23 protein-coding genes are annotated in these 26,662 nt (G+C 62.3%); 11 read left to right on the top strand and 12 right to left on the bottom strand.

Going from position 1 to position 26,662, the window contains the following annotated elements:
* The first annotated feature begins 22 nt into the window (after nucleotides 1-22).
* The 3 genes from AC1DX0_RS06290 to AC1DX0_RS06280 all read left to right on the top strand — a co-directional run bounded on the left by AC1DX0_RS06290 (nucleotide 23) and on the right by AC1DX0_RS06280 (nucleotide 2,516).
* A complete protein-coding gene (locus AC1DX0_RS06290) occupies nucleotides 23-805 on the top strand; it encodes a transporter (protein ID WP_477222953.1) in 783 nt (260 codons plus the stop codon).
* A 59-nt stretch (nucleotides 806-864) separates the two neighbouring features.
* On the top strand, nucleotides 865-1,191 hold the full coding sequence (locus AC1DX0_RS06285) for a hypothetical protein (protein WP_477222849.1): 327 nt from the start codon (nucleotides 865-867) through the stop codon (nucleotides 1,189-1,191).
* Nucleotides 1,192-1,262: 71 nt separating this feature from the next.
* Nucleotides 1,263-2,516, top strand: coding sequence for an alpha/beta hydrolase (locus tag AC1DX0_RS06280; protein ID WP_477222850.1), 1,254 nt, complete (start codon nucleotides 1,263-1,265; stop codon nucleotides 2,514-2,516).
* A 161-nt stretch (nucleotides 2,517-2,677) separates the two neighbouring features.
* On the opposite strand, the gene AC1DX0_RS06275 is transcribed toward AC1DX0_RS06280, so the two are convergent.
* Genes AC1DX0_RS06275 through AC1DX0_RS06260 form a run of 4 tightly spaced genes read right to left on the bottom strand, consistent with a single transcriptional unit; the run spans nucleotide 2,678 to nucleotide 6,544 of the window.
* Nucleotides 2,678-2,923, bottom strand: a complete 246-nt coding sequence (locus AC1DX0_RS06275) for a MoaD/ThiS family protein (RefSeq protein ID WP_477222851.1) — start codon at nucleotides 2,921-2,923, stop codon at nucleotides 2,678-2,680.
* A gap of 20 nt (nucleotides 2,924-2,943) precedes the next feature.
* On the bottom strand, nucleotides 2,944-5,205 hold the full coding sequence (locus tag AC1DX0_RS06270) for a xanthine dehydrogenase family protein molybdopterin-binding subunit (protein WP_477222852.1): 2,262 nt from the start codon (nucleotides 5,203-5,205) through the stop codon (nucleotides 2,944-2,946).
* A gap of 2 nt (nucleotides 5,206-5,207) precedes the next feature.
* On the bottom strand, nucleotides 5,208-5,684 hold the full coding sequence (locus AC1DX0_RS06265) for a (2Fe-2S)-binding protein (RefSeq protein WP_477222853.1): 477 nt from the start codon (nucleotides 5,682-5,684) through the stop codon (nucleotides 5,208-5,210).
* Nucleotides 5,684-6,544: an FAD binding domain-containing protein gene (locus AC1DX0_RS06260; RefSeq protein WP_477222854.1), complete on the bottom strand. Its 861-nt coding sequence runs from the start codon at nucleotides 6,542-6,544 to the stop codon at nucleotides 5,684-5,686. Before AC1DX0_RS06260 ends, AC1DX0_RS06265 begins: the two co-directional genes overlap by 1 nt.
* A 259-nt stretch (nucleotides 6,545-6,803) precedes the next feature.
* On the opposite strand from AC1DX0_RS06260, the gene AC1DX0_RS06255 reads away from it, so the two are divergent.
* Entirely contained in the window at nucleotides 6,804-7,247 is a 444-nt protein-coding gene (locus AC1DX0_RS06255; RefSeq protein WP_477222855.1) for an SRPBCC family protein, read from the top strand.
* Between the two features lie 367 nt (nucleotides 7,248-7,614).
* Nucleotides 7,615-8,763, top strand: coding sequence for an amidohydrolase (locus AC1DX0_RS06250; RefSeq protein ID WP_477222856.1), 1,149 nt, complete (start codon nucleotides 7,615-7,617; stop codon nucleotides 8,761-8,763).
* A gap of 16 nt (nucleotides 8,764-8,779) precedes the next feature.
* Here AC1DX0_RS06250 and AC1DX0_RS06245 read toward each other — a convergent pair whose 3' ends face one another.
* A complete protein-coding gene (locus AC1DX0_RS06245; protein WP_477354662.1) occupies nucleotides 8,780-10,780 on the bottom strand; it encodes a putative bifunctional diguanylate cyclase/phosphodiesterase in 2,001 nt (666 codons plus the stop codon).
* A gap of 281 nt (nucleotides 10,781-11,061) precedes the next feature.
* Here AC1DX0_RS06245 and AC1DX0_RS06240 point away from each other — a divergent pair, with 281 nt between their 5' ends.
* Nucleotides 11,062-12,096 carry a class I SAM-dependent methyltransferase gene (locus AC1DX0_RS06240; RefSeq protein WP_477222858.1) on the top strand — a complete coding sequence of 345 codons (1,035 nt, stop codon included), beginning with the start codon at nucleotides 11,062-11,064 and terminating at the stop codon, nucleotides 12,094-12,096.
* Between the two features lie 84 nt (nucleotides 12,097-12,180).
* Here the strand turns inward: AC1DX0_RS06240 and AC1DX0_RS06235 are convergent, their stop codons facing one another.
* The 3 genes from AC1DX0_RS06235 to AC1DX0_RS06225 all read right to left on the bottom strand — a co-directional run bounded on the left by AC1DX0_RS06235 (nucleotide 12,181) and on the right by AC1DX0_RS06225 (nucleotide 14,989).
* Nucleotides 12,181-13,107: a sigma-70 family RNA polymerase sigma factor gene (locus tag AC1DX0_RS06235; RefSeq protein ID WP_477222859.1), complete on the bottom strand. Its 927-nt coding sequence runs from the start codon at nucleotides 13,105-13,107 to the stop codon at nucleotides 12,181-12,183.
* The gene (locus AC1DX0_RS06230) at nucleotides 13,104-13,862 is read right to left on the bottom strand and encodes an SDR family NAD(P)-dependent oxidoreductase (protein WP_477222860.1); all 759 of its coding nucleotides are present in this window, start codon (nucleotides 13,860-13,862) and stop codon (nucleotides 13,104-13,106) included. Before AC1DX0_RS06230 ends, AC1DX0_RS06235 begins: the two co-directional genes overlap by 4 nt.
* Nucleotides 13,863-14,044: 182 nt before the next feature.
* Nucleotides 14,045-14,989, bottom strand: a complete 945-nt coding sequence (locus AC1DX0_RS06225) for a class I SAM-dependent methyltransferase (RefSeq protein ID WP_477222861.1) — start codon at nucleotides 14,987-14,989, stop codon at nucleotides 14,045-14,047.
* A gap of 357 nt (nucleotides 14,990-15,346) precedes the next feature.
* On the opposite strand from AC1DX0_RS06225, the gene AC1DX0_RS06220 reads away from it, so the two are divergent.
* The 5 genes from AC1DX0_RS06220 (at nucleotide 15,347) to AC1DX0_RS06200 (ending at nucleotide 23,131) form a co-directional block, all read left to right on the top strand.
* On the top strand, nucleotides 15,347-18,643 hold the full coding sequence (locus AC1DX0_RS06220) for a glycosyltransferase (protein ID WP_477354659.1): 3,297 nt from the start codon (nucleotides 15,347-15,349) through the stop codon (nucleotides 18,641-18,643).
* 58 nt (nucleotides 18,644-18,701) lie between these two features.
* Nucleotides 18,702-19,826 (top strand): non-hydrolyzing UDP-N-acetylglucosamine 2-epimerase, encoded by a 1,125-nt coding sequence (gene wecB, locus AC1DX0_RS06215; protein WP_477222863.1) that lies wholly within the window; start codon nucleotides 18,702-18,704, stop codon nucleotides 19,824-19,826.
* 179 nt (nucleotides 19,827-20,005) lie between these two features.
* On the top strand, nucleotides 20,006-20,236 hold the full coding sequence (locus AC1DX0_RS06210) for a hypothetical protein (RefSeq protein WP_477354656.1): 231 nt from the start codon (nucleotides 20,006-20,008) through the stop codon (nucleotides 20,234-20,236).
* 84 nt (nucleotides 20,237-20,320) lie between these two features.
* The gene (locus AC1DX0_RS06205; protein WP_477222865.1) at nucleotides 20,321-21,388 is read left to right on the top strand and encodes a DUF3658 domain-containing protein; all 1,068 of its coding nucleotides are present in this window, start codon (nucleotides 20,321-20,323) and stop codon (nucleotides 21,386-21,388) included.
* 171 nt (nucleotides 21,389-21,559) lie between these two features.
* Nucleotides 21,560-23,131, top strand: coding sequence for a pilus assembly protein TadG-related protein (locus AC1DX0_RS06200; RefSeq protein ID WP_477222866.1), 1,572 nt, complete (start codon nucleotides 21,560-21,562; stop codon nucleotides 23,129-23,131).
* A 92-nt stretch (nucleotides 23,132-23,223) separates the two neighbouring features.
* Here AC1DX0_RS06200 and AC1DX0_RS06195 read toward each other — a convergent pair whose 3' ends face one another.
* The 4 genes from AC1DX0_RS06195 to AC1DX0_RS06180 are packed head-to-tail and all read right to left on the bottom strand — an operon-like array spanning nucleotide 23,224 to nucleotide 26,556.
* The gene (locus tag AC1DX0_RS06195) at nucleotides 23,224-24,195 is read right to left on the bottom strand and encodes a branched-chain amino acid ABC transporter permease (protein ID WP_477222867.1); all 972 of its coding nucleotides are present in this window, start codon (nucleotides 24,193-24,195) and stop codon (nucleotides 23,224-23,226) included.
* A 21-nt stretch (nucleotides 24,196-24,216) separates the two neighbouring features.
* A complete protein-coding gene (locus AC1DX0_RS06190; protein WP_477222868.1) occupies nucleotides 24,217-25,113 on the bottom strand; it encodes a branched-chain amino acid ABC transporter permease in 897 nt (298 codons plus the stop codon).
* On the bottom strand, nucleotides 25,110-25,838 hold the full coding sequence (locus tag AC1DX0_RS06185) for an ABC transporter ATP-binding protein (RefSeq protein WP_477222869.1): 729 nt from the start codon (nucleotides 25,836-25,838) through the stop codon (nucleotides 25,110-25,112). The genes AC1DX0_RS06190 and AC1DX0_RS06185 overlap by 4 nt, the downstream gene beginning before the upstream one ends.
* Entirely contained in the window at nucleotides 25,819-26,556 is a 738-nt protein-coding gene (locus AC1DX0_RS06180; protein WP_477222870.1) for an ABC transporter ATP-binding protein, read from the bottom strand. Before AC1DX0_RS06180 ends, AC1DX0_RS06185 begins: the two co-directional genes overlap by 20 nt.
* Nucleotides 26,557-26,662: the final 106 nt, after the last annotated feature.

Here is a 26,662-nt window from a genome sequence, read left to right as displayed (position 1 = left end):
AGGATATATCCTCACAGGTGCGATGGCCATTCTGGCAAGCACCGGTCCGGGTATCGGGAACGCCTGGGCGCAAGACGCCGACGAATTGGCAAAGCAGCTGTCCAACCCGATCGCCTCGCTGATCAGCGTGCCGATCCAATTCAACTACGACAGGGGCTACGGGCCCATCAATGGCGATAAGGCCTATGTCAACGTTCAACCGGTAATCCCGTTAACGCTCAACGACAACTGGAACCTGATCTCTCGCACGGTCGTGCCGATCGCCTGGCAGCACGACATCGTGGGTCCATCCGGTGCGCAGTTCGGACTCGGAGACATATCTCAAAGCCTCTTCCTCTCGCCCTCTAAGACCGGCGCGAGCGGGATCGTCTGGGGTGTCGGGCCGGTGTTCCTCTTGCCTACCGCGACTGACCCGCTGCTCGGCGGACAAAAATGGGGAGCCGGACCCACGGCCGTCGTCCTCAAGCAATTCGACGGGTGGACGGTTGGCCTATTGGCCAATCATATCTGGTCGTTTGCTGGTGACGAAAACCGCAACGAAATCAGCGCGACTTACCTGCAGCCCTTCATATCCTACACGACCAAGGACGCCTGGACGTTCACGCTCAGCACCGAGAGCACATACGATTGGGGAGCAAACCAATGGTCGGTTCCCATCGGCCTCCAGGCCTCCAAGCTGGTGCTTCTCGGCAAACAGCCGGTCAGCCTGAGTGCGAGTGTCCGCTACTGGGCGGAGAGTCCGGAAAATGGACCCGACGGTTTTGGGTTCCGAACCGGCGTCACATTCCTCTTTCCGAAGAAATAGATTTCGATAACCGGCCAATAGCCGGAGGTAATGACGACAACTAGCCAATGGAGGAAATCATGAAATCGAAGTTCAGCTTGCGTAGTGCGCTTATTTTTGCCGTGGCGCTGGCAACATTTGTCGAAGTTGACCCGGTCTCGCTGGCAACAGGAAATTCGGTGTCATCTGAAGCGATGGCAAAGGTTGGCCGACCTCACACGCCCAGAAGCGTGGCAGGCGTGGCACGCCGCACGGCGCGGCGAACAGTCCGCAGAACGAGCGTGTATGTGGCAAGGCTTCCCGCTGGCTGCGCAAAGGTTTCGGTCAACGGCGCCTCTTACTGGCACTGTGGCGCCACTTACTACCAGCACACGGGCACCAAATACGTGGTCGTTCACATCAACTGAGATTGGTCGGCGACAGAGCTCAAACAGCACGGGGAGTACGCGTGAAAGTAAGCAGGTCCAAGGTCACGCGTATGAAGAGGGCTCTGATTTTGTCGGCAGTCATCGCATTGCTGGCAGGATGCGCGGCGCGTCCCACCAACGTGCTGTTRCCTGTCGCCGACACATCGCCGTCATCCAGCAAGATAAACATGCTGATTGCGACCACCCGTAGCCGGTCTTCCAATCCGGCGGAAATGTACACGGGCGAGCGCGGAATGACCCCCTCTTTTGCCGACATGACAGTGTCGATTCCATCGGTTCGCAAAGTCGGCGAAGTCGCATGGCCGAAGAAGCTGCCATCGAATCCGGCAACCGATTTCGCTGTTCTGCAAGCGGAGGAACTTACCGTGCAGTCGGCCAAGGGCTGGCTGCACGCCTCTGTCAAGAAGAGCCCGGACCACAGTGTCCTGGTTTTCATTCACGGGTTCAACAATCGGTTCGAGGACGCGGTCTATCGCTTCGCCCAGATCGCCAAGGATACCGGCACGAACAGCGCCCCGATCCTGGTCACCTGGCCGTCGCGGGGTAGCGCGCTGGCCTATGGCTATGATCGCGAAAGCACCAACTACACCCGAGATGCGGTCGAGTTGTTGTTCCAGTACCTCGCTCGCGATCCCGAAGTAAAAGAGGTTTCGATCCTGGCTCATTCAATGGGCAACTGGCTTGCGTTGGAATCCTTGCGGCAGATGGCCATCCGCAATGGCGGCCTGCCAGCGAAGTTCAAAAACGTCATGCTTGCTGCTCCGGACGTTGATGTCGATGTGTTTCGCACACAAATCGCCGATATGGGGAAACAGCATCCCCAGTTTACGCTCTTTGTCTCGCAGGACGATCGCGCTCTCAAGGTTTCGCGGCGGGTTTGGGGCAATATCCCGCGGCTCGGATCCATCGATCCTGAGCAAGCTCCCTACAAGGAAGAACTCGCTGATAACAATGTAACCGTCATCGACCTGACGAAGATCAAATCCGGAGACAGCCTGAATCATGGCAAGTTCGCATCGTCTCCGCAGATCGTGCAACTGATTGGGGCACGGATGGCCAACGGCCAGACATTGACCGACAACAGGATCGGCTTGGGCGACACCATCGTGCAAGCAACGACAGGCGCGGCGGCGGCGGCTGGCAGCGCCGCAGGATTGGTGATCGCGGCACCTGTTGCAGTCGTCGATCAGAACACCCGGGAAAACTATGGCAAGGAAGTCGATATCCTGACTGGCACGAAAGAGGGCGGAAAGACAGCGGCCGGTCGTCAGACGTGCGATCCTGCCAAAGTGTGCAGTAAGTAATGATGATGATCCGCTGCTATTAGCAGGTCTCACTGTGCAAGGGATTTTTGCTTACAGTGAGTGGCTGCTTATGGACAAACCCCCTCCTTAGCCGACGGGCCGCTTTCGCGGCCATACCAAGACGTTCGATGCGAAGCGAGGCCAGCGAGCCACTTATCCACCTACCCCCCCGCCAGCCGCGGCAGCAAAAAAATCTCCGCCCCCGCCGGCAGCTCCTTGCTCCACGTATCCCGATAAATCACCCCATCGATCGCCACCGCGATCCCGCGATCAATCCACGGCTCGAAGCCGGGATACTGTTCAGCCAGTTTCCTGAACAGTTCCCTGATGTCCTTGGCCTCGACCTCGACCTTGCTCTTGCCGCCGGCAAGCTGGCCGAGCGCGCCCCAAAGGGTGACTTCGACCACTGGCCCGAGCTCTCCCTGCCCTAGCCCCGTTCCGCCTCGATGGCCGCCAGAATGCGTGGCGGCGACATCGGGATGTGGGTCATGCGCACGCCGGCCGCGTTCGACACCGCGTTGGCGATCGCCGCCAGCGGCGGCACGATCGAGGTTTCGCCGACGCCGCGCACGCCATAGGGGTGGTTGGGGTTGGGGATYTCSAGGATCTGCGTGTCGATCATCGGCAGGTCGGAGCAGACCGGGATGCGGTAGTCGAGGAAGCCGGCGTTCTGCAGCCGGCCGTCCTTGCCGTAAATATACTCCTCGTTGAGCGCCCAGCCGATGCCTTGCGCGGCACCGCCCTGGTACTGGCCCTCGACATAGGTCGGGTGCACCGCCTTGCCGGCATCCTGCACCACCGTGTAGCGGATCACCCGGGTCGAGCCGGTCTCGGGGTCGACCTCGATGTCGCAGATATGGGTGGCGAAGGAGACGCCGGCACCGTCGGCGACGAGCTCGCTATGGCCAGCGATCGGCCCGCCGGTCTTGCCGGATTGCAGCGCGATCTCCTTCAGCGACAGCTTGCCGAGATTGCCGTGCTTCTCGCCCTTGGCGACCGCGTGGCCCTGTTCCCAGACGACGTCGTCGACGGCAATATCCCACATCTGCGCGGCGCGCTCGCGCAGGATCTTGATCGCGTTGCGGGCGGCCGAGATAGTCGCCATGGAGGACGAGAAGGTGCCGCGGCTGCCGTCGGTCATGTCGTTGTAGCCGAGGGAAGACGTGTCGGCGACGACCGCCTTGAGCTGGGCATAGTCGATGCCGAGCTCCTCCGCCGCCACCAGCGACAGCGACGCGCGGGAACCGCCCACGTCCACCGTGCCGACGGCGAGCGATACCGAGCCGTCCATGCCGATGTTGAGGTCCACGCAGGTCTGGCCGCCGAAATTGAACCAGAAGCCGCAGGCCATGCCCCTGCCCTGGTTCTTTCCGAGCGGCGCCTTCATGTGCGGATGGTTCTTCACCGCCTCCAGCGTCGGGCCGATGCCGATTGGGCCATAGACCGGGCCGTAGGACGASCGTGTGCCTTCCTGCGCGGCGTTCTTGATGCGGAAGTCGACCGGATCCATGCCGATCTCCTTGGCGAGCTCGTCGACGGCACTTTCCACCGCGAACGCCGCCATCGGTGCCGAGGGCGCGCGATAGGCCGCCGTCTTCGGCCGGTTGACCAGCACTTCGTAGCCGACCGTCTCGACGTTATCGAGCTTGTAGCAGGCAAACGCCGTCATGGCGCCGATCTCGGCCCAGGAGCCGGCATAGGGGCCGGCGCTGTAGCGCAGCGTCGCTTGCGCCGCGGTGATGGTGCCATCCTTGCGGGCGCCGATCTTGACGTCGATCGAAGTGGCGCTGGTCGGACCCGAGGCGCGGAACACCTCGTCGCGGGTCATCACCAGCTTCACCGGGCGTCCGGCCTTGCGCGACAGGGCAAGCGCCACCGGCTCGGCCCAGACATGAGTCTTGCCGCCGAAACCGCCGCCGATCTCCGACGAGGTGACGCGCAGCTTCGAGGCTTCCATGCCGAGCAGCTGGGCGCAATGCTGGCGGTAGACAAAATGGCCCTGCGTGCAGACCCAGAGGTCGGCGGTGCCGTCGGACGAGACGCTCGCCACGCAGGCATGCGGCTCGATATAGCCCTGATGCGTCTGCTCGGTCTTGAAGGAGCGCTCGACGATGAAGTCGGCGTGGCCAAAGCCCTGATGGACATCGCCATGGCCAAACTGGCTGCGCTTGGTGACGTTGGAGGGTTTTACCGGCTTTTCCTCGAGGCCCTCGGTGAAGATGGTGTCGTTGATCAGCGGTGCGTGGTGCTCCATCGCCAGGTCGACATCGGTGACATGCGGCAGGATCTCGTAGTCGACCTCGATCAGCTTCAGCGCTTGCCGCGCCGTGCGGGCATCGACGGCGGCGACCGCGGCCACCGCATGGCCGTCATAGAGCGCCTTGGTGCGCGCCATGCAATTGTCGAGGATGTCGTACATGGCGGCATCGCCATCGGTCAGGTCAGGCAGGTCGGCCGCGGTGATCACCGCCTTCACGCCGGGAAGCTTTTCCGCCTTCGAGGTGTCGATCTTGCGGATGACGGCGTGCGCATGCGGGCTGCGCAGCACGCGGCCGACCAGCTGGCCGGCCATGTTGAAGTCGGCGCCATAGCGGGCGCGGCCCGTCACCTTGTCGACGCCGTCGGGGCGGATGGGGCGTGTGCCGACGGATGTGAATTTACGCCCGGAAAAACGCGGATCGAAATTCATCTTTAGGCTCCCTTCATCACGATAGCGGCGTCCTGGACGGCGCGCACGATCTTGTCATAGCCGGTGCAGCGGCAGAGGTTGCCGGCCAGGCCGAAGCGGATTTCCTCCTCGGTCGGGTCGGGGTTTTTCGCCAGCAAGTCCTTGGCCGCGATTAAGAAACCCGGCGTGCAGATGCCGCATTGCAGCGCCGCATGCTCGAGGAATTTCTGCTGCAGCGTGTGCAGCTGGTCGCCCTGCGCCATGCCTTCGACGGTCTCGATGCGCCGGCCTTCGGCCTCGGCGCCGAGCACCAGGCACGAGCAGACCAGCCGGTCGTCGAGGATGATCGAGCAGGCGCCGCAATCGCCGGTGCCGCAGCCTTCCTTGGCGCCGGTCAGCCCGAGCCGGTCGCGAAGCACGTCGAGCAGCGTCTCGTCAGGCTGGCAGAGGTATTCTGTTATGTCGCCGTTGATTGTCGTCGAGACTGCTATACCAGCCATCATTTGCCTCCTGCACGTGCGTAGGCGGTTGTTGCGGCTCTCTTGGCCAGCACACCCGCAACCTTGCGTCTGAAATCGATGGTACCGCGCTTGTCGTCGATGGGGCGACAGGCCCCGGCGCAGATTTTTGCCAGCCGCTCGAGGGCGGCTTCATCGAGTTTCCTGCCGATAAGTGCCTCGGCGGCCTCTTCCACCAGCAGCACGGTCGGTGCCGCCGCGCCCAGCGCCACGCGGGCGGCCGTGACGACACCAGCGCCATCGATCGTCAGGTTGACGCCGGCGCTGACCACGGCGATGTCCATCTCGGTGCGCGGAATGAACCTGAGATAGGCATCGCCCGAATGCGGGGAGCGTTTGTCGAGCAGGATCGCCTCGATGATCTCGCCCTTGACGAGCGAGGTCTTGCCCGGCGCGATCGGCACGGCCTCGACGGCGATGGTGCGCTTGCCCGAGGGTCCGGCAATCACCGCCCTGGCGCCAGCCGCGACCAAAGCCGGCACGCTGTCCGCCGCCGGCGAGGCATTGCACAGGTTCCCGGTTATCGTACAACGGCCCTGCACCTGCTTCGAGCCGATCAGCTTGGCTGCCTCGACGACGCCAGGCCATGCCTTCTTCAGTGCAGCATTCTCGCCCAGCACGGCGCAGGGGACAGTGGCACCGATGCTGAAGCCTTCGGCTGTTTCGCGGATTTCGCTCAGACCAGCGATCGACTTGATGTCGATGATCAGGTCGGGTTCGACAAAACCGCCCTTCATCCTCACCAGCAGGTCACTGCCTCCGGCCAGAATGGCTGCTATGCCAGCCGATCCGGCCAATTGGCCAACGGCATCTTCGATTGAAAGCGGACGTATGTAGCGCATCGTCTCCCCTTGGATATGGCAATCTGAGCGACCGTTATAAACAATCGCCTCATAATGGCTATCCGGTTCCGCATTTGCGACGATTGGGCCAGCCGCGGAAAATCGAGTCCCAAATCGGCCTGAATTGCCGTACGCCAAGGGGCAGCACAGTCGGACAGGCCTGCGGCCGGGTTCTCAAAAAAATTTGAGACCCTATGTCGGACGGGTCAGGCCCCGTTCGTCCTTGGGGCATCGAACAGACATCATGAAAGGACAGCATATGCCCGGTACCGTACGTTTGCACCGCGTTCTCACCACCAGCCCGGAAAAGGTCTATCGCGCCTTCACCGAAGCCGACGCGCTGGCCAAGTGGCTGCCGCCGAATGGTTTCACCTGCACGGTCGATCACCTCGAGGCCAAGGTCGGCGGCACGTTCAAGATGTCGTTCCGCAACTTCACCACCGGCGGCAGCCATGCCTTCGGCGGCGAGTATCTCGAACTCGTTCCCGGCGAGCGCCTGCGCTACACCGACAGGTTCGACGACCCCAATTTGCCCGGCGAGATCCAGGTGACCGTGATCCTGAAAAAGGTCTCGGTCGGCACCGAAATCGACATCACCCAGGCCGGCATCCCCGACGTCATCCCGGTCGAGGCCTGCTATCTCGGCTGGCAGGAATCGCTGAGAAACCTCGCAAAGCTGGTCGAGCCCGAGATCAACCAATAGATCGATGAGTGCAGCGCCGCCGCCGATGACATCCTCTTCGGCGGCGCCAACGGCTCCGTGCGGCGATAACCAAGGGCCTTGACGCGCCATCTTACGCGTGAAACCTCTCCGGCCAAAGGGCAGTGCAATCGCATATGGCAGCGCCGGCCCCCTCTCCGTCCGCTTCGCGGCCACCTCTCCCCCATTACATGGGGGCGAGGAAACGCCAATCTCCGAAGTCGCGGCTTTGGGAGGCTTGGGCTCCTCGCCCCCACAAAAGTGGGGGAGAGGTGGCTCGGCGAAGCCGAGACGGAGAGGGGGAGCGCCCTATGCGATTGTCCTCGCCTTGCGACCGGCATGTCACGAAGAACGCAGCGGAGGCAAAAACATGACCCTGACCAACCGGGATATCATCGAGATCACCGAGTGGCGGCGCAAGCTGCACCGGCAGCCGGAAATCTCCAATGAGGAGGAGAACACGGCGAACGAGGTCGTCTCCTTCCTCGCCGACACCAGCCCGGACAAGGTGCTGACCGGTCTCGGCGGGCATGGCGTGGCGGCGGTCTACGACAGCGGCAAGGCCGGACCGACCGTGCTGTTCCGCTCCGAACTCGACGCGCTGCCGATCGAGGAGCTGTCAGGCGTGCCGCATGCTTCGCAAGTGGCGGGCAAGTCGCATATGTGCGGCCATGACGGGCACACCGCGATCCTGGCATCCCTTGGCCGCCAGCTCGGGCGCCAGCGGCCGGCCAGCGGCCGTGTCGTGCTGATGTTCCAGCCGGCGGAAGAGACCGGCAATGGCGCGGCCGGCGTCGTTGCCGATCCGCGCTACGGCGAGATCGCGCCCGACTTCGCCTTCTCGCTGCACAATCTGCCCGGCGTGCCGTTCGGCGAGGTCAGGCTCAAGCCCGGCGTGGTCAATTGCGCCTCGCGCGGCATGCGCATCGTGCTGGAGGGCAAGACCGCGCATTCCTCCATGCCCGAGACCGGAATCTCGCCCATGCCGGCGATCTCAGAGCTGATGCCGGCGCTGCCCGCGCTCGGCCGCGCCACCTTCGCCGACGACGATTTCTCCATGGTCACCGTCACCCATGCCGAAATGGGCGAAGCCGTGTTCGGCATCGCGCCAGCGCATGCGCAGGTCTGGGCGACGCTGCGCACCCGCCGCGACGAGCGCATGGCCGATCTGTGCGCCGCCGCCGAAGCGCTGGTCAAGGAGATCGCTGCCCGGCATCGCCTCGCCGCCCGCTGGGATTATCACGAGATCTTCGTCGCCAGCGTCAACGCCCCGGACGCGGTCGAGCACCTGCAACGCGCCCTCGACGAAGAAGGCGTCGTGCATGGGCAAGAAGCCCTGCCGATGCGCGCCTCGGAAGATTTCGGCCTGTTCGGCCACAGTGCGAAGTCGGCGATGTTTTTCCTCGGCGCCGGCGAACGGTACCCTTCCCTGCACAATCCGGACTATGATTTTCCCGACGACCTGATCCCGATCGGCTCGAAGATTTTCATGCGCACGGCGCGCAATCTGCTGGGGTGAATTTGGTCGCGCGCGGTTATGCGGATTTGAGGTACGGGCGTTTGTGGACGGTCCGCTTGGCCTGGTAGTTCGCGGCGGGAACCGGACGGCCGACGCGAAAACCCTGGATCCTGTCGATGCCGAACTCGCGCATGAGCGCGATCTGCTCGTCGGTCTCCACGCCTTCGACCAGGATCTGGTGGCCGCGATTGCGCACCAGCGCGATGATGTCCTGCAGCATCGCCATGCCCTTCGGCGTGCCGCAATCGTGCAGGAACGAGCGGTCGATCTTGACCGTATCGAAATCGATCAGCCGCAGCCACGAAAGGCCGGCAAAGCCGGTGCCGAAATCATCGAGCCAGATCTTGATGCCGAGCAGCTTCAGGTCGCTGATGCAACGCAGGATGTCCGAGTGCATCTCCATCTCGAGACCTTCGGTGATCTCGAAGGCCAGCCTGTTGCCGGTCACGCCGGTCTCGCCCAGGATGGTCGCAACGGATGCGGCGAAGCCTGGCGTCTTGAGCTGGATCGGCGAGACGTTGACGCTGACGACACGCACGTGATCGTCCGCCAGCAGTTCGGCGCAGACCGTCCGTATTGCCCAGCGCCCCAGCTCCAGGATCGCCCCGGTGCGTTCCGCGACGGGAATGAACAGGCTCGGCGGAACCAGGGTTCCGTCCAGCATCTTGAGACGCATCAGCGCCTCCACCGCCTCGACACGCCCCGACACGACATCCTGGATGGGCTGGTAGACCAGTGAAACGAGATTCTGGGCGATCGCGATCTTCAGCAGCGCCGCAAGGTTCTCGCTCTCGTCGCTGCTCTGCGGATCGGTCGGGTCGAACAGCCGCACACAATTGCGGCCGCTGGCCTTGGCCAGATAGAGCGCACGATCGGCCTCGTGGATGATCTTCTCCAGCTTGGCGCCGGCCTGCGTCCTGGTGAACGCGGCGCCGACGCTCGCCGTCACGATCGAGACCCCGTCGCGCCTGAGCTCATGGGTGATCCCCAGGTTCTCCACCGTGCGGCAGATGGCTTCCGCCAGCTCAGTGACCTGGTCCTTCTTGTCCATCCGGGCGAGCACGATGAACTCTTCGCCGCCGTAGCGCCCGATCGAGCCATTGTAGTTCTTGATCAGATCGCTGAGCGCATTGGCGACATGGATCAGGCAGCGGTCGCCTTCCTGGTGGCCGTAGCAGTCGTTGAATTTCTTGAAGAAGTCGACATCGATGAGGATCGCCGCGAACTTGCTGCCAAGCTTTTGCCAGTCGTTCCAGTAATCGCGCAGCTTCTCGTCGATGGCGCGCCGGTTCTCCAGGCCCGTAAGCGGATCCGTCCGCGACAGCCTGAGCAAAGCCTTGCCGCGCTCGGTGGCCTCCTTGTGCTGGATCTTGGCTTCCAGCGCGTTCAGGAAGACGTTGTAGCGCTCTTCGTTCAGCTTCCAGTTCACATAGGAGGTGAAGGTGAAGCATGAAACGTAGAACGTCCCGAACACCATTTTGTACGTCAGCGACGCCGGCACGAAGTAGTTCACCACGTACAGGATGCACAAAATGATTGTCGACGTTATGATCGAGACCTTGAAGCTGAACGTGAAGAACAGGTTGGCACTCATCATGAAAATGGTGCCGAAGACCATATAGTAGGCGACGCTTTCCTWGTTTTCACCCAGGAATGCCGGGCACAACCAGCCGATATAGCCAAAGATGATGGCCGCGGCGCAGGTCACGTCGAGCCAATCGGTGGCGGCTCCCCGGCGAAGCTGTGCTTCCAGGACCAGCAGCGCCGTYAGTCCGACCCCGAAGCGCGCCGTGATCGTATAGGCCGCCACGTCAGGTATCAGCATCAGGTCCGACACCGAAAACAGCACATAGATGACGACGGCGATCCACAGCCCGGGCCTGGCGTCTTTCCTTCGCTTCGCCTGGGCTTCCCGGCGGTAAAGGATGCGCAGTTCCGCCGCCCCAAGCTCCTGGCGCGGATCATACGGTTCGACATCCACCGTATCGGCCAGTCTGGATGATGCGCGTTCGCTCACAAATCCCCGCGATGGGGGATTTTGCGCTCCGAACTCTTTTCCAGCTTCTGCCCCCACGCAGGACGACTCCTTGGGACGAGACACGATTGCCACGCGGTAAAATGCGACGGCGCCAGACAAGTTTGCGTTAACTCGAACCCAGAATCTTATCTGCAAGATCGCTAATAAATTGAGATGGTTAGCGAGAAATTAATCATAACAATAAAATGCCCCCGAGGCGCGTTGGCAAATGCGGTATTCTACGCAATAAGTTAACCGACTGTTAACCAAGGAGTCCTGGCGTGCAAACAGTGTTCGATGGCCAAAGCCTGATCACCGCAGAGATGATCGCCGGCAGTCTGCGTAAAGGCACGCTTGAACATCATGGTGAAGCGTTCGAGACCGCCCGCGCCGAGCTGGCCCTCATCCTGCATGCGACACAGCAGCAGGTCGAGCAGCAGAAATTTCCCGCCGAGATCGTTCGCCGCCTGCTGTCGCTGCTCAGTGCGCTGCGGGCCAAGGTGCATCCCGACGTCTGGCAGGCCTTGATCCCGGTGGCGCAGAACCATCCGATCCTGAACTACTTTCTTCAGGATCCGCTGACGCACTGGTCCTTCACCAAGCCCAGGGGCTATTCCGGCGACGCGCAGCTGCTCGACTTCATCTATTGCGACCCGCACGTCGCCGAGAGCGTGGCGAGCGCCTCGGAGATCGGCAAAGCGCTTTACAGCCACACCCAGAACGTTCCGTCATGCGTCGCGGCTCGCGAACGGCGCGATCTCCTGACCCGCTATGTCGATGAGACCGCCGCCAAAAACGGACCGGAAACCGAGGTGCTGGCGATCGCCGCCGGCCATCTGCGCGAAGCCAATCGCTCCGTCGCGCTGGCCGAGGGCGGCCTCAAGCGCTGGGTAGCACTCGACCAGGACCCGCAGAGCGTCGGGCTGATCGCACGCGACTTCCAGGGCACCGCGGTCGAAGCCATCGACGGCTCGGTGCGGACCGTGCTGACCAGAGGCCACAAGCTCGGCAAGTTCGACCTCATCTACGCCTCCGGCCTCTACGACTACCTCCAGCACAACGTCGCCGTGAAACTGACCAAGACCTGCCTGCAGATGCTGAAGCCGAACGGCAAATTCCTGTTCGCCAACTACGCCGAAGGCACCCCCGACGCCGGCTACCGGGAAACGTTCATGGACTGGGTGCTGCTGCTGCGCTCGGAAGTCGACATGTGGAACATCGTCAACGCCAGCGTCGACCGCAACACCGTCGAGGCGCAGGTGTACTTTGGCGAGAACCGCAACGTGCTGTATGCGGTGATTGAGAAGCGGGGGTAGGCGAGCGGCGCGGACTTCCGGCGAGCGGCCTGCGTCAAGTGTTGCAGCCGATCGCAGTGGGCGGACAACGATTGGATAGCCGGTTCAGGAACCGGCCATCCCCTTGATATCCCTTGCCAGCACCAACCCGGCATCGTCGGCGACATAGCCGACATAGCGATAGTCACGGATGAAGCTGATCCGCCCGTCCCGCCATTCCAGCCACATGAAATGAATTGGCTTCGCGGCCGCCCGGTGTTCGAACACCGCGATCACCTCGCGGCCCTCGACCCAGGCCGGTTTGAGCCACAGGCCCTCGCTCTTGGCATAGATCGCGAAGAACGTGCCAACGTCGGCGGCACCCGAGCGCGGCGGATGCATGGACTGCTGAAGTCTTACCTCATCGGCAAGCAGCGCGCGCAGGCCATCCCAGTCGCGCTGGTTGAACAGGCTGATGTAGCGGACCACCGCGGCCGACGCGATGCGCGCATCGGGAAGCGGGTCGGCCCGAGCGTTGATCTCCCGTAGCCGGGCGCGGCCACGCGCCAGATGCGCCTTCACCGCGTCGACCGAAATGCCTAGCAAAGTGGCGATCTCGGCCAGCGGCTCGTCGAGCACATCTTTCAGGATGATTACGCTGCGTTGGTTGACCGGAAGTTCCGCGAAGCGCGACACAGCGGTTTCCATCGCTTGCCTGCGCATCAGTACCTCCACCGGATCGGCTTTGCCGTCGTCGGCAATTTCAAGCGCAGCCTCGATCGGCTCGGCGACGCGGATCGCGCGACTGCGTAAGAGGTCCAGCGAACGATTGTGGGCGATGCGGAACAGCCAGGGCCTGAGCTGCGGCACCTCGCACAACTCGTCCAGCGCGACGAAGGCCCGCGCGAACGTGTCTTGCACCACATCCTCGCCGTCGATGACCGATCCCATCAGTCGCGCGCAATAGCGGTGCAATTCCGGACGCAGCGCCGCGGCCAAGGCAAGCAGCCCCTCCTGTCGGTCGCGGTCCACTTCAGGCTTTCCGTCGCTCAAGCCGCCTTACCCTCCATGATCGTTACGCCGTCATCGCCGTTGAGACCGAAGACGACTCCCTCCGCATATTGCGGGTCTTCGAGCACGCAAACCACCCTGTCGCCGAACGCCCGGGGCGGCATCGGCGCGCCGAAGCGGGTGATGAATTGCTCCGGCGTGATGCCAATAGAACCGGCATAGGCGCCGGCCGCAACATCACCGGTTCCTGTTCCCAGGATCATCTGTCTGGGCAGGATCGCCTGAAAGCGGATGCCGAGTCCCTTCTCCTGCGCGACGCCATTGGCGTATTTGGCCATGAACCAGAGCATGCGCTTGGAGCCGCCATAGCCGCCCGACATCTGCGATCCGGTGACGGCGGCACCGCTCGACCCAACCAGCACTCGGCTGCCAGGCTTCAGCGGCAGGTTCAGCGCCGCCTGCAGCCAATAGAACCCGGCCTTGACGTCTGTTTCCCAGGCAATGGAAAAATCCGCCCACTTCAGCTGATCCAGCCGCCCCATCCGAGGCGTCGCACCAGCATTCAGAACCACTATGTCGGGGCTGATCTCGCCGAGGATGCGATAGGCCGCATCTTCGTCCGTGACGTCGGCTGAGATGGTGGCGACCCCAAGCCGCGCCTCAACCGCCTCCAGCGCCTCGGCGCCACGCGCAACGACCGTGACGCTGGCGCCCTGCTCGACCAGCGCTTCGACCAATCCGAGGCCTAGCCCCCGGCTGCCGCCGGTGACAACGATTTTCTTGTCCTTGAGGCTCATTTGACCCTGCTCCATTGCTTCACTGAAGCTAAGACGTTTGAGGGCCTGGAAAGGAGTCAGGGGGCGTTTGGGATCGAGATGCGACCGCGGTCCGTGACGCGACGGCAACGTCGACGATGGGCTGGATGCTCGCCGACGCCAAGGGGCGAAGCGGACCGTTTCTGTCCAGAGACGGAAACAGGCTAGCTCCCCTTCCTGGCCGCTATCACCACGAAATCGCTTCCGAGCGCCCCAGTATCAATAAGTGTGTCCTCGATCTTAAGCAGCATGTCGAGAACCAGCATGGAAGACGGATTCTCTTCACGGAAGTTGCCGGCGATGCCACTCAGCAGGAACTGCATTATGGTGCCCCCACAAGCATTCATCGCAACGACATCGAACATGCTCGCGATAACGGCAACGATGTCCTGCGACCGAATGGCTTCCGACGGATCTGCGCGCCGAACCTCTTCCGGGTCAGGGATAGGGGCTTGGGTGGCAACCTGGCCAAAAGTTGCCGGAATGAAGCTCAGTCGATGACGCTGTGGGATCAGATGGAAGGCGTGCAGGATCGCCTCCCGCTGGACGGGCGGAAAGTTGAAATGGTTAGCGCCGACATACTCGTTGACGAACAGGAGACCGCCAGGCTTGAGGCTGTAGCGGACACGATCCAGCACGCGCTCGAGGGCCTGGATGTGGTGCAGGGATCCGTTGAACCAGGCCGCGTCGTAGACGCCCTCCTCTAGCTGCAGCGTCTCGATATCTGCACAGCGATAGCGGATGCCACCGAACCCTTCTGCGGCGGCTGCCGCGATCGCGCGGTCAATCGCGGCAGGCGCTATATCGAACGCGTCGCACGTCGTACTCGTATCGATCCGCATGAGGTGCCGCTCGAGGTCGCCGTCGCCGCAGCCAACGCTGAGCATTCTGCGCTTATCGCCCCGCGGAATGAAGGAGCCGAGGCAATACTCCACCCACGATGCATAATTCCCGCCCGCCGCAGCTCGGCGCTGGTGACGGGTCATAACGGTCGGAACTGCGAGCCAATAGACGTTTGCCGAGAATTCGTATGATCCGCTGCCGATCTCGGACCAGCGTTCCGCGACACGGGCTTTGTCCTGGTTGGTCATCTCTACCACAACCGACATACTTGGACTTCTCCATGCGGTCTCGAAACCGTTTCAAAAGGTCTGGACCAACTCCGAGGTTGATCTGCCTACTACCCAATCAACATAGCATGGTTCCACTTGCAATCTTTGTTCAGTTGACACCTCAGCGCATCTTCGCCATTGAGGAATACTTGTAGCGGCCAGCGTCCAAACAGGTGCCAGTGTCATCATGCCCGCGCTCGACCCGTCTGCAGAAACAGCCCTTGCCGTTCAGCCGGCACCGCACCAGAGCGATATGCCCTGCGTGCTCATGGTGGACGAGACCGGTGCCGTCCAACCTGGCGGCACGTCCTGATGTTGCCCAGTGGCGAGGCAGAACAAGAGCCCACAGCCCTCGTGAACAGCGAGGCTTATTGGTCACGGCGCTTCGAGACCGACTGGGTCACAAACCACGGTCGGGAGCAATCGGTCTTCTTCGGCCGGGTCATTGTCGACAACCTGCCGGAATGGCTGACCCGCGCGCTGCGCGATGAGCGCTGGACGCTGTGTGATTGGGGCTGCGCGTTGGGCGACGGCACCGACGTCCTGGCCCAAATCTTCCCCGGTCCGGTCACCGGCATCGATTTCGCCGAGCCGGCGATCGCCTCCGCGCGTGCGACATTCCGCAAGCCGACTTTCCTGCACGCCGACCTTTTGCACGAGCCCTTCGACGAGCGTTTCGATGTGGTCGTGTCGTCGAACACGCTCGAGCATTTCGACGATCCCGTGGCGGTGCTCGAGCGGCTCGGCGGAATGGCGACCAAGGCCTTGGTGATCCTTGTTCCTTTCCGGGAATATTTGCGGCTAGCCGAGCACGAGGCGACGTTCGAGCCATCGAACATCGTGGCGACGCTTGCGGGCGGCGAGCTGGTGCTCGCCGCATCGAAGGTGATCGACACCCGGGTCAGCGAGCCAACATACTGGGCGGGCGAGCAAATCCTGCTCGTCTACGCTCGGCCGCAAGGTCTTGCAGAACGAGGGCTCCGCCTTGCCGACCTCGTGGTCGACCATGACATGTCCAGCGCTCGAACTGCCAAGCCGGCTGATGCTGCGCTCACGCTTCGGCGGCTCGAGACGGAGGACGAGGCGCGAGCCAGGAGCTTCATCGACGAACGCTCGCGATGGAGCACCGAGGTCGCCAGGCTGGCGGCCGAACTCAGCAGCGCCAGGATCGAACGCTCGGAAGCAGAAGTGACACACGCTGCGGCGAAGCGCCGTATCGCTGAAGTGTCGGAGGATGCCGAGCGGATGCGCGTTACGCTCGCCGGCGAGGTTGCACGGCTAAGCGACGCACTATCGGCTGAGCGCCATGCGGCGAATGTCGAGCGATCCAGAGTAGCCGAGCTTGTGGGGGCCGCCAGCGTTGAGGGGCGGCCTGCCCAGCGTCCTTCGCCAGTGGCGGCACGGCTCGAGGGGCCGGCTAATTCCGCGCTCCTCCGCGCCAAGGACAAGGAGATCGAGACGCTGCGCAGCCTCGTCCAGGCGCGCGACGACGGCATTGCCTGGCTGCGGGGCGAGATCCATGTCTTGGCGGGCGAATACGAGCGGCGACGTACAAGTTTTCGCATCCTTCTGGCCGACCTGATTCTCTTGATTCGGCGGCRATGGCCGTGGCTCAACGGGATCGGAAAGGCCCTCATTCCGCGCCGTCTGCGCTTCAAGATCGTGGCCCGGGCGAATTCTTCGCCGATGCTGACCCTCATAAGTCGTACGGGAGCCCAACCGCGTCCCGCAGCGGCTCCACGCGTCGCCAAAGCCGGTACGCCCAGCGGGCCGCCAGAACAGGCCGCGGCCGGGCTCATGGACATAGTATGCTTCGCCAACATCGATTGGTCGGCGCGCTACCAGCGTCCGCAGCAACTCATGTCGAACCTCGCCGCCCGTGGCTACCGCGTGTTCTACATCGTTCCCTCGCGCACGCCTCCGCCGGGTCGGAGCTACGACATCGTGGAGGTCAAGCGCGGCGTCTTCGAGGTATCGATACGAGCCCACGGCGTCCAGGCTTTCTACAGCACGTCGATGAGCAGGGAGAACCAGGCTGCCTTCGGGGAGGCGATGTCCGCGCTCGCGCGCGATCTCAGGATCAAGACGGCGATCTCTGTCGTGCACCTCACCTATTGGACACCGCTGGCACTCGGACTGCGGACGTCACGCGGCTGGCACGTGCAGTACGATTGCATGGACGAGTGGGATAATTTCCCGAACATGGGCAAAGACCTACTCGATGACGAGGAGACGCTCGTCCGCGAAGCCGACCTCGTGACCGTTACAGCCGCCCTGCTCCTGGAGAAATGGCAACCCAGAGCGCGCCGTTGCGTCCTCGTTCGCAATGGCGTGGATTACGCGTTCTTCCAGGAGCAGTGCCGCCCGAACGATCTCTTGGCCAGCATGCGGGGTCCCATCGTCGGCTACTACGGCGCGCTGGCCGAATGGCTCGATTTCAAGCTGATCGCTGCCGTCGCGCGTCGGCGCCCCGATTGGTCCTTCGTGATGATCGGCGACGATTTCTCCACCGATCTCGCCGGTCTCGACAGCTTGCCAAACGTGCACCTCCTTGGACTTCGTCCGTATAGCGAGATGCCGCAGTTTCTCTACTGGTTCGACGTCTGCCTGATCCCATTCCGGATCTACAACGTCACACATGCGGTCGACCCGGTGAAGTTCTACGAGTACATGAGCGCCGGAAAGCCTGTAATCGCGACGCCGACTGCGGAACTTCAAGTCTACAAGGACTATCTCTCCTTCGCGTCCACCCCCGACGAGACCGTGCAGGCTATAGTGACCGCTCTCGCCCAGAGCGACCCGACGATCTCCCGTCGCCGGCGGGAACTGGCGAAGGCGAACGACTGGGCAGCGCGCGTCGACGTGACGCTTGCGGCCCTCCGTGAGGGCTTCCCCACCGTCTCGATCATCGTGGTTACGTACAACAACCTTGATCTCACGACGGCCTGTATAGACAGCCTGATACGCAACACCACCCACCCGAACTACGAGATCATCGTGATCGACAACGGCTCAGAGGATGGGACGCAGTCCTACCTGCGTTACCTGTCCCGCCTGGAGCTGCCAATTAGGATCGAGCTGAACCAGGAGAACCGTGGTTTCGCAGCGGCCAACAACCAAGGCCTGAGCATGGCGACGGGCGATGTTCTCGTTCTCCTGAACAACGATACGCTCGTACCGAAGGGTTGGCTTGACCCACTCATCCGCCACCTCGACGACCCCTCTGTCGGCCTTGTCGGTCCCGTCACCAACGAAGTTGGCAACGAAGCAAAAATCTCGGTCGACTACCTCGATGCCGAGAGCATGGAGGTGTTCGCGGACGAGAACGCTGCCCGTCATGCGGGCCAAAGCTTCGACATTGCCATGCTGGCCATGTTCTGTGTCGCTTTGCGGCGTGACGTGATGGAGGCGGTGGGACCGCTCGACGAAGCATTCGGGCTGGGGCTGTTCGAGGACGACGACTATTCACGGCGCATGCATGACAAGGGCTTGCGCACAGTCTGCGTCGAAGACGCCTTCGTCCACCATGTTGGAAGGGCTAGCTTCAGCAAGCTCCCGCAAAAGGAATACACCGAAATCTGGCAACGCAACCAAGCCTATTTCGAAAGCAAATGGGGTGACTGGACGCCCCACCGCCACCGTGATGCATGAGAGTAACTGACCAGTTTCCGACGTCGGCAACGGCACGTTTTCGAATGCGACTGAGCGAATGACGAAAATCTTGTGCATCGTCGGAACACGGCCCGAAGCGATCAAGATGGCACCCGTTGTCATCTCGTTGAGGCAGAGGTTCTGTTCCGCCCAGCATGCCATCAGGCTGGTCGGAACCGGCCAGCACGAAGAGATTCTTGACCAGGCGCTTGCGGTGTTTGGGCTAAAGCTTGACCAGCGCCTGGGTGCTTTGGTCCCCGGCCAGGGACTTGCGCCGCTGCTTGGTCGGTTGCTGGCTGAGCTGGATTCCTACCTTGCAATCGAATCTCCAGACTTTATCTTGGCCCAAGGCGATACGAGCTCGGTTCTCGCGGCAGCGATATGTTCCTTTTACCGAGGCATTCCGTTCGGTCACATCGAAGCTGGTCTCAGGACCGGAGATCTCCAGCATCCGTTTCCAGAAGAGTTCCATCGAATAACCGCCTCGATAGCGGCGACCGTTCATTTTGCGCCAACCGAGAAGGCGCGCGCCGCTCTTCTGAACCAAGGCCTTGATCGGTCGGCGGTACTTGTAACGGGAAATACAGTTATCGATGCCGCCCGGCTGGTCCCCTTTGATGCGGCAATTGTCGAGAGCCTGGGCATACCCCCGAATGCGCGGCTGGTCGTCATGACCACGCATCGCCGCGAGAGTCAGGGAGTCGCGATGACCGCTGCGCTGCGAGCAGTGAGAGCCGTGGCCGACGCAGTTCCAGGCATCGTCATCGTGCTGCCTGTGCATCCCAATCCTTCCGTTAGCGCGGTGGTTAGACGGGAACTCAGCGGCAACCCTGCAATTATCCTGACGCCGCCTCTCGGCTACGCAGAGATGATCAATCTGATGCGACGCGCCTTCGTCGTCGTAACCGACAGCGGAGGCATACAAGAGGAGGCGCAATTTCTGGGAGTGCCGATTCTGATTACCCGCGACCGTACCGAGCGGGAAGAGATCGTGGAACTCGGTTCTGCCGTGCTGGTCGGGTCGGCCGGCGAAGGCCTCAAGTCAAATCTCGAGCGATTGCTGTTGGACAGTGATTACCATGCGTCGATGGCACACAAGCCGTCTCCTTATGGAGATGGTACCGCTGCTGCAAAGATTTCGGAATATATCTGGCAGCGACTGACCGAAGGTTTAGCTCCATAGGCGTCATCGGCACCGTAATCATCGCTGCCCATAGCGTGAGCGCGTCAAGACGCGGATGCCACCCGGATGAATTGCCGCTCGAAAACCCGGGCGCTACGCACTGACGCTCCCATCGGTATCGCGGAGCCGCGAATCTATGCTAAGCCGCCGCCCAATCAACCAACCAAAGGACGACAGCTGTGAACGAACTGACCGTGGCCGAGGCGACCGAAAATATCTATGCCTCGCTCCGTGCGGACAATGCCGACCTCGACGCCCATATCGCGGCACTCAAGGCGGCGCTGACACGCGAGGGGATAAAACAGGCGGTGTTCGATCCGACCAAGTTGGCGMAGARCAACCGMTCGGGCCRCAAGTTGATGCAGGCTTATTTTCGSCAGCGCGGMGTGAGCGTGAGTTTTTCGGAGTAGCCCGCGAGGGTGGGCGATCTAAAGCGCGCCGTTGGGAGGCCGCTGAGCTAATCCGTGCATGAGCAGTGGCGAGGATCGAGGCCGATGAAGGATTTTGTTGGTCGCTGGATTGCCGGGAGGCACAAGACCGCAACGATCGAGATCAAGAGTGTCGATGGCCACCTCGTCGTCTGCGCCATCGATGGGTCCAGCGGCGAACTCGCAGAAATCCGAGGCTTGACCTTCGGGAATAATGAAGTCCGTTTCGCCGCCCATTGGTTATCAGGCAAAACCACCGCCTACCGGCTTGCGCTGGCGGAGGGGCGGATGGTCGTCCATGTCACGTTTTCCGACACTTTCACGAGGGATCTGAACTCCGACGGGACGCTCAGATGGCGCAGCGGCATACTGCACATCGCGCCCGGCCATTCGGCGGGTCATTCGCTTCGCCAGGCGATCCGCACGAGCGGGCGTACCGACGACGTCATCATTTTTCACGACAATCTCAGCTGCGGCCCAATTGATGCCGAAGACTCCTCGACGCGCCTGCGCTGGTGGGCGTCGATGTATGACGAGCACGACATCGATTTCGACGATTTCTGGCGGCAAATCATGTCGACCCCCGACCGCCTCGTCGTCTGGTTCGGGCGCCACAGCGCCCACGAGCATGCTTTCTTCCTGGCCCTGGTGGATCGCCTCGGCGACCGCCCCTACGACATCATCGACGTCACCGGGTTGCAAATGCCGGTGACGCGGCCCGGCGGCAAGGCGGAATTGTCGAGCCCCAGACAGGCCGTTTCGCTCATCAACGAGGAGGAACTCGCCTTGCTGCTCGGCACGGAACGCGCGATGACGAGCCAGGAACGAGAAGATGCCGCGCGGCGCTGGCGGACGTTGAAATCCGAAAACGCGCCGTTCCGTATCGTCACCGATCCCGGCCTCGTCTCGGCGCCTGAGGATGTCTTCGATGCGCTCCTTCTAGAGCGGGCCACCAAGGACTGGCGCAAGGTTGCACGGGTCGTCGCCGAGACCATGGGACACAATATGGAGCCGTATATCCAGGTCGGCGACTTGATGTTGCTGACCCGTATCGTGGCCCTTGTCGATCAGGGGAAGCTCGTGGCCCATGGCGATCCCTGGATGATGCGAAAATGCGAAGTACGRCTGCCCTAGGCGATACATCCGTCGTCTCAGCGACCCTGAAAGCCTTGTCGAAAAGGCGCGCCCCCGGGCCGCCTCAGAACTTAGTTTACCAAGTTCGTTCGCCTTATGCGCGAGTGCTAACAAATCAACCGCCCGTAAACCACCACTCCGTCATATGCCGTATCAGTCGAGGGGCGGGTCATGGTCATCAATAGGTTCTGGCGGTCGGAAGCTGGCAATTTCGCCTTGTTGTTTGCGTTGGCCGCGCCTGCAATCCTGGCGGCCGTCGGTTTCGCGCTGGACGTATCCACAGTCATGCGAGCAAAGGTCAACCTGCAGAACTCTCTGGACGCTGCGACGCTGTCCTCGTCGCACCTGTCAGATGGCGAAGCGAACCGCAGGCTGGCATTTGACGGCTATTTTCAGGCCAACGTCGCAAATCACCCTGAACTCTCCAATGCGAAAGTGACCTTGTCCGTCGACAAGGGCTTCAACTACGTCAAGACCAGGGCCGTCGCTTCCGCGGACGTGAACCTCAATTTTGCTTTCCTGTTCGGCAATAACCAGCACATCGAAGTGGATGCCGGCGGCGTGGAGGCGACGAACAACCTCGAAGTCGTGCTCGTGCTGGACAACACCGGCTCGATGGCCGGCGCCAAGATCAAGGCTCTCAGGGACGCCACCAAAGCACTTCTCGATAATCTGGATGGAGCAAAGTCACCCGATCGCAAGGTGACCGCGGCGATTGTGCCGTTCGTCACCGCCGTTAACGTGAATGGCGATGAATTCGACCCTTCCTGGATAGACATGGAAGGCAAATCGCCGAACAACGGCGCCAATTTTCCCCTGCTGCCCGATGGCAAGCGCGTCAATCACATGGACCTGTTCAAGGACCTGGCACAGGGGGCCGGTTGGAAAGGCACGGGCTGGAAGGGCTGCGTCGAGGCGCGTCCGGGAAGCGCTGCTATTTCTGACGTAACGCCGGACCAGGCTGACGGTAACACCCTGTTCGTGCCCTATTTCGCTCCGGACGACCCCGGCGATGCAACCGGCCCGTCCGCGAGCTACGGCAACGACGCCAAGGTCTACAACAACTCATATCTTTCCGATGACGTTCAGGACGGCGCTGACACGAAGGGAAAAGATAAAAAGATCGCCAAATACGAGACCCCCAAGGCGAAGAAGATCAACGACAAATATGCTCCCCTGACAGTCGGTCCCAACCGAGCCTGCCCGACTCCGGTGGTGCCGCTGACCACTGATTTGGACAAGTTGCGGACGGCCGCCGCCCAGATGCAGGAATGGAACGGATCTGGCACCAATGTCTCCGAAGGGCTCTCCTGGGGCATGCGGGTGCTTTCACCGGACGCGCCCTACACCGACGGCGCGCCCTGGAAGGCCCCGAATACGAGCAAAATCGTCGTTCTGCTTACTGATGGCGAGAATGTCGTCTATGGAGCGAGCGCCGAGCCGGAAAAGTCGGATTACACGTCCTATGGCTACCTCGCATCCGGCCGGTTCGGGACGAGCAGCCAGACGGACGCGGCGCGCGCCGTAGATCGATGGACGCTTGACGTCTGCGATAAATTGAAGGCGCAGCAGGTCCAAATCTACACCATCACGCTGCAATCCGACACGGCTGCGAACCGGACACTCTACGGCAAATGCGCGACGAACTCGACCGACTACTACGCTGTCAACGATCCCAGCAAATTGCCGAATGTGTTCCAGACAATCGCTGGAAAATTCACGACACTCCATCTGGTTAACTAGGGTGGATGGGGATAGCCCCCTTAAAAATGCCAAGGGAATTGAACGGTCATCCGCCTTTGGCGACGGCGATCGCCGCCGATGCGCTAAACCCCTCAAGCTGTCCTTGCCCTGCCGCCAAAACTCCGCATCAGCCCCTTCGGCAAGAACAGCATCGCCAGGATGATCGTCAGTCCTGAGATCACCGGGTGGTAATCCGGCACCACGATGCGCGCCAGGTCGAACACCGCGTACATCACGAAGGCACCGAGGATCGGCCCGAGCAGCGTGCCGGTGCCGCCGACCACGGTCATCATCAGCGGCAACAGCATCCAGTCGAGGTCGAACACCGAGTCCGGGCCGACATGGAAGATGTAGTAGGTGTAGAGGCTGCCGGCGATGCCGGCGATGAAGGCGCTGCCGGCGAAGGCGGCGACCTTGACCTTGAGCACATCGATGCCGTTGGCCGACGCCGCCATCTCGTCGTCGCGCACCGCGATCAGCGCTAGCCCGTAGCGCGAGCGCATCAACAGGTGGATGGCAAGTGCCGTGCCGACCATCAGGCCGAGGCCGACCAGATAGTGCGGCAACAGCGTGTCGAAGGTGCCGGCGGGCGCGACGACGCCGAAGGCGCCGCCGGTGAAGTCGCCACCATTGATGAACATCACCTTGACGATCTCGCCGAAGCCGAGCGTTCCGAGCGCGAAATAGTCGCCGCGCAATTTGGACAACAGCGGCAGGCCGATGATGATGGCGGCGAGCGCCGCGACCAGCCCGCCCAGCACCATCGTCACCGGGTCGAAATAGTAGATGCGCGGATACGCATCATAGAGCGAGCCCCAGAGATAATTGCTGGTCCACAGGATGGCGGTGGTGTAGGCGCCGAGGCCGAAGAAGGCGTGGTTGCCGAGGCTGATCTGGCCGCCGAAGCCGGCGACCAGGTTCCAGCCCTGCGCCATGATAGCGTAGATGAAGACGAAGAACAGGAACGAGAAGGTGTAAGAGTCGATCGCCCCGGGCAGCAGCGGCAGCAACGCCAATGCCACGACAACAATTGCTGCGATCCACATCCAGGCTTGTTTCGGCAAGGCTTGCTTCAACATCTTCGCTCAAGCCTTCTTGTAGGGCCGGCTGAACAGGCCTTCCGGCTTGAACATCAGCACCGCCAGGAACACGCCGTAGGCGATGGCGTTGGTCCAGCCGCCTGAGATGAAATACTGCACATAGGCCTCGATCAGGCCGAGCAGGATGCCGCCGGCCAGCGCGCCCGCGACATTGCCGATGCCGCCCAGCGCCAGCGCCACCAGCGCCTTGAGGCTGAAGATGAACCCGGCGAACGGGTTGAACGGGAAGGTGGTGGCCACCGCGACGCCGGCGGCTCCCGCCAGCGCGATACCGATGGCGAAGGCAATCGCATTGACCCGGTGCGGGCTGATGCCCATCAGCGTCGCCGCTTCCATGTCCTCGGAGGCCGCGCGCACCGCCTTGCCGACAATCGTTTTGCGCAGGAACAGCACCACCAGCCCGGTGCCGGCGAGCGCGATCAAAAAGCCCATCGAGCGCGTGAACGAGGTGCGCACGCCCAAAATCTCGATGCCGCTCGCCGTGTAGGAGGTGACGATTGCGGCGGTGTTGCCGCCCCACACCACGGTCATCAAATTCTGGACCAGGAACATCAGGCCGACCGCAATCAGCAGCGAGATGTTGCGGTCCTCCGCGGCCGCGGCGCGGCGGAACAGGCCCTGGTAGATCAGCCAGCCGACGACGAGCCCGACCGGAATGACGATCAGCAGCGACAGGAACGGGTCGATGCCCAGCCCATAGAACAGCGCCCGCACGAAATAGGCGGCGAGGATGATCATCGCGCCCTGCGCCAGGAAGATCAGCCGCATCGTGCCGAAGATGAGGCTCAAGCCCACGGCGGCGACGCCATACATGGCGCCGCCCAGCGCGCCGTTGAGCGACAGCTGCAGCAGGATTTCGGGAGGCGGAATGGCCTGCATCATTGCACCTCCAACACGCCCATATAGGCCTTCTGGATTTCGGGATCGGCGATCAGTTCGGAGCCCGTGCCTTGCATGGCGAGTTCGCCGGTCTTCAGCACGAAGCCGTAATCGGCCACTTTCAGCGCCTGGTGGATGTTCTGCTCGACCAGCAGGATGGTGACGCCCTGTTTGTGCAGCGTCTCGATCAGCGCGAACATCTGCTGCACCACGATCGGGCTCAGGCCCAGCGATGGCTCGTCGAGGATGAGCAGCGATGGGTCCGACATGGTGGCGCGTGCGATCGCCAGCATCTGCTGCTCGCCGCCGGAGAGCGAGCCGGCCTTCTGCCCTGCCCGCTCCTTCAGCCGCGGAAACAGCGTGTAGGCCTTCTCCAGCGACTGCTTGAAGCGCTTGCGCACCTTGGGCTGGAAGGCGCCGAGTTCGAGGTTTTCCAGTACCGTCATCTGCCGGAACAGGCCGCGCCCTTCCGGCACATGCGCGATGCCCATGCCGGCGATCTCCTCCGGTGCCTTGCCGGCCAGCGGCACGCCTGAGAGAAAAATCTCGCCGCGCTTCGGCTTGAGCAGGCCGGAGATGGTCTTCAGAAGCGTCGTCTTGCCCGCGCCATTGGCGCCGACGATGGCGACGATGCTGCCGGGGTCGACATGGATCGACACGCCCCACAGCGCGCCGACATCGCCATAGGCGACTTCGAGATTGGTGACTTCAAGCAGCCGGTTCGCCAAGATAGGCCTCGATCACTTTGCGGTTGGCGACGATTTCGCGCGGGCTGCCGTCGGCGATCTTCTCGCCATGGTCGAGCACGATCACCCGGCTGCAGACTTTCATGATGGCGTCGACCTTGTGCTCGACCCACAGGATCGACACGCCCCGCTCGCTGCGCACCCGGCGGATGACATCGACCATGCGCTGGATCTCGGTCGGGTTCAGCCCGGCCATCGGCTCGTCGAGCAGGAGCAGCGCGGGGCTGGAGGCCACCGCCCGCGCGATCTCCAGGAGGCGCCGGTCGGATAGCGTCATATGCGCGGTGCGGATATCGCGCTTGGCGGTCAGCCCCACCAGTTCCAGCGCCTCCTCGGCGGCAGCCGCGGCATGCCTGACACGCCCGCCACCGCCATAGACGGCGCCGACCATGATGTTCTCGAAGGCGGTCATGGTGAGAAACGTGCGCACCAATTGGAAGGTGCGGGCAATGCCGAGCCGGCAGATGCGATGCGGTGCCGTGCCGGTGATGTCCTGGCCACGGAAGTGGATGCGCCCCTGCGTCGGCGTGTAGAGCGCGGTGACGAGGTTGAACAGCGTCGACTTGCCGGCGCCATTCGGACCAATCAGCCCGATCAGCTCATTGGCGCCGACGGCGATGTCGATATTGTCCAGCACGACAAGCCCGCCGAACCGCTTCTGGACCGCCTCGAGGCGAAGCAGGGTTTCGTCAGGCTGCATCGTGTTTCCGTGTCTCCGATCAGGTTTTGCAGGTCGGCAGGCGGGCGCCTGGCTTCGCGATCAGGCACCCGCCTCCCCCGCCCGCTGCTTTTCAGCCGCTCAGCGC

The organism is Mesorhizobium sp. P3_A9 (assembly GCF_056402975.1).
This window is presented reverse-complemented; position numbering and strand designations above follow the sequence as displayed.

What these genes read in the sequence shown, in the direction of transcription:
- AC1DX0_RS06190 (WP_477222868.1), bottom strand. Translation starts at nt 25,113, where the DNA reads ATGATGCAGGCCATTCCGCCTCCCGAAATCCTGCTGCAGCTGTCGCTC.
- AC1DX0_RS06225 (WP_477222861.1), bottom strand. Translation starts at nt 14,989, where the DNA reads ATGTCGGTTGTGGTAGAGATGACCAACCAGGACAAAGCCCGTGTCGCG.
- AC1DX0_RS06200 (WP_477222866.1), top strand. Translation starts at nt 21,560, where the DNA reads ATGGTCATCAATAGGTTCTGGCGGTCGGAAGCTGGCAATTTCGCCTTG.
- AC1DX0_RS06265 (WP_477222853.1), bottom strand. Translation starts at nt 5,684, where the DNA reads ATGGCTGGTATAGCAGTCTCGACGACAATCAACGGCGACATAACAGAA.
- AC1DX0_RS06285 (WP_477222849.1), top strand. Translation starts at nt 865, where the DNA reads ATGAAATCGAAGTTCAGCTTGCGTAGTGCGCTTATTTTTGCCGTGGCG.
- AC1DX0_RS06260 (WP_477222854.1), bottom strand. Translation starts at nt 6,544, where the DNA reads ATGCGCTACATACGTCCGCTTTCAATCGAAGATGCCGTTGGCCAATTG.
- AC1DX0_RS06250 (WP_477222856.1), top strand. Translation starts at nt 7,615, where the DNA reads ATGACCCTGACCAACCGGGATATCATCGAGATCACCGAGTGGCGGCGC.
- AC1DX0_RS06290 (WP_477222953.1), top strand. Translation starts at nt 23, where the DNA reads ATGGCCATTCTGGCAAGCACCGGTCCGGGTATCGGGAACGCCTGGGCG.
- AC1DX0_RS06255 (WP_477222855.1), top strand. Translation starts at nt 6,804, where the DNA reads ATGCCCGGTACCGTACGTTTGCACCGCGTTCTCACCACCAGCCCGGAA.
- wecB (WP_477222863.1), top strand. Translation starts at nt 18,702, where the DNA reads ATGACGAAAATCTTGTGCATCGTCGGAACACGGCCCGAAGCGATCAAG.
- AC1DX0_RS06230 (WP_477222860.1), bottom strand. Translation starts at nt 13,862, where the DNA reads ATGAGCCTCAAGGACAAGAAAATCGTTGTCACCGGCGGCAGCCGGGGG.
- AC1DX0_RS06180 (WP_477222870.1), bottom strand. Translation starts at nt 26,556, where the DNA reads ATGCAGCCTGACGAAACCCTGCTTCGCCTCGAGGCGGTCCAGAAGCGG.